This is a genomic window from Methylacidimicrobium cyclopophantes, assembly GCF_902143385.2.
Lineage (GTDB): Bacteria > Verrucomicrobiota > Verrucomicrobiia > Methylacidiphilales > Methylacidiphilaceae > Methylacidimicrobium > Methylacidimicrobium cyclopophantes.
In genome coordinates this window covers 1-1,400 of sequence record NZ_CABFUZ020000233.1, presented here as the reverse complement: position 1 = coordinate 1,400, position 1,400 = coordinate 1, and the positions used below count along the sequence as shown (strand labels likewise).

Here is a 1,400-nt window from a genome sequence, read left to right as displayed (position 1 = left end):
GGCTATGGCTGAAAATGGGTGATGAGGTCTGAGAAGGCGGCGTATCGTGGCGGGTGTCCAAGCCTGCCAGAACCTCCCTGAGGAGCGATACGCCTATGAACGAGAATAGCACGATCACCTCTTTTCATCAGCCTGGTTCGATCATTGATCCGTTGACGGAGATAGCCCGTGAGGGCGCGCGGCAGATGCTGATGGCGGCCCTGAAGGCCGAGGCGGCAAGTTTCGTTGCCCAGTTCAGCGAGGAGTTGTTGCCCGACGGCCGGCAGCGTGTTGTCCGCCATGGCGCCGGCCCGGAACGGGCGATCCAGACCGGGATCGGTCCGATCCCGGTGCAGCGGCCGAAGGTGCGTGACCGCGCGCCGGGCGTGTCGGCGGAGACGCGGATCCGCTTCACCTCGGCGATCCTGCCGCGTTGGGCACGCCGCTCGAAAAGCCTCGATGCCCTGTTGCCCGTGCTGTATCTGCGCGGCGTCTCCACCGGCGATTTCCAGGAGGCGCTGACGGCGTTGCTCGGGGCGGACGCGCCGAACCTGTCGCCGGGGGTGATTTCCCGCCTCACGGCAGGCTGGCAGGAGGAGTATGAGCGCTGGCAGCGCCGCGATCTCTCGGCGCGCCGCTATGTCTATGTCTGGGCCGACGGCGTCTACCTGCAGGCCAGGATGGAGCCGCAGGCCGAGTGCATGCTGGTGATCATCGGGGCGACACCGGAAGGTCGGAAGGAGCTTCTGGGCTTTCAGGTCGGCTTCCGCGAAAGCGCGCAGAGCTGGCGCGAACTGCTGGTCGATCTCAAGGCCCGAGGGCTTGCCGTGCCGCCCGAACTGGCCGTCGGCGACGGCGCCCTTGGGTTCTGGAAGGCGCTGGACGAGGTGTTCCCCGGCACCCGCCATCAGCGCTGCTGGTTCCACAAGATCGCCAACGTGCTCAACCACTTTCCGAAATCCATGCAGCCAGCGGTGGCAGCCGACCTGCGCGAAATCTCGCACGCTGAAACCCGCGCCGCCGCCCTGGCGGCGATCGACACCTTCAAGGCGAAATATGCCGCCAAGTATCAGCGCGGTGTCGCCTGTCTGACCAAGGACACCGAGGTTCTGCTGGCCTTCTATGACTACCCGGCCGAACATTGGGAGCATCTGCGTACCTCGAACCCGATCGAGAGCGTCTTCGCCACCGTTCGTCACCGCACGGTGCGGACCAAAGGCGCGTTATCGCAGAAGACCGCCAGGCTGATGGTCTTCACCTTGATCCGGGCCGCTTCGAAGAAATGGCGCAAGCTCAACGGCTCCAACCAGTTGCCACGCGTCATCGAAGGCGTCAGATTCAACGACGGCGTCGCACAAACCGACGCCACCCAGAGCCGCGCCGCCTGATCACGCCGCGTCACCCAAATTCCGCCATAGCTC

General features: G+C 65.1%; 1 protein-coding gene. It reads left to right on the top strand.

The features are described 5' to 3' along the window. The first annotated feature begins 95 nt into the window (after positions 1–95). Positions 96–1,367: an IS256 family transposase gene (locus FN369_RS09540; RefSeq protein ID WP_142525916.1), complete on the top strand. Its 1,272-nt coding sequence runs from the start codon at positions 96–98 to the stop codon at positions 1,365–1,367. Positions 1,368–1,400: the final 33 nt, after the last annotated feature.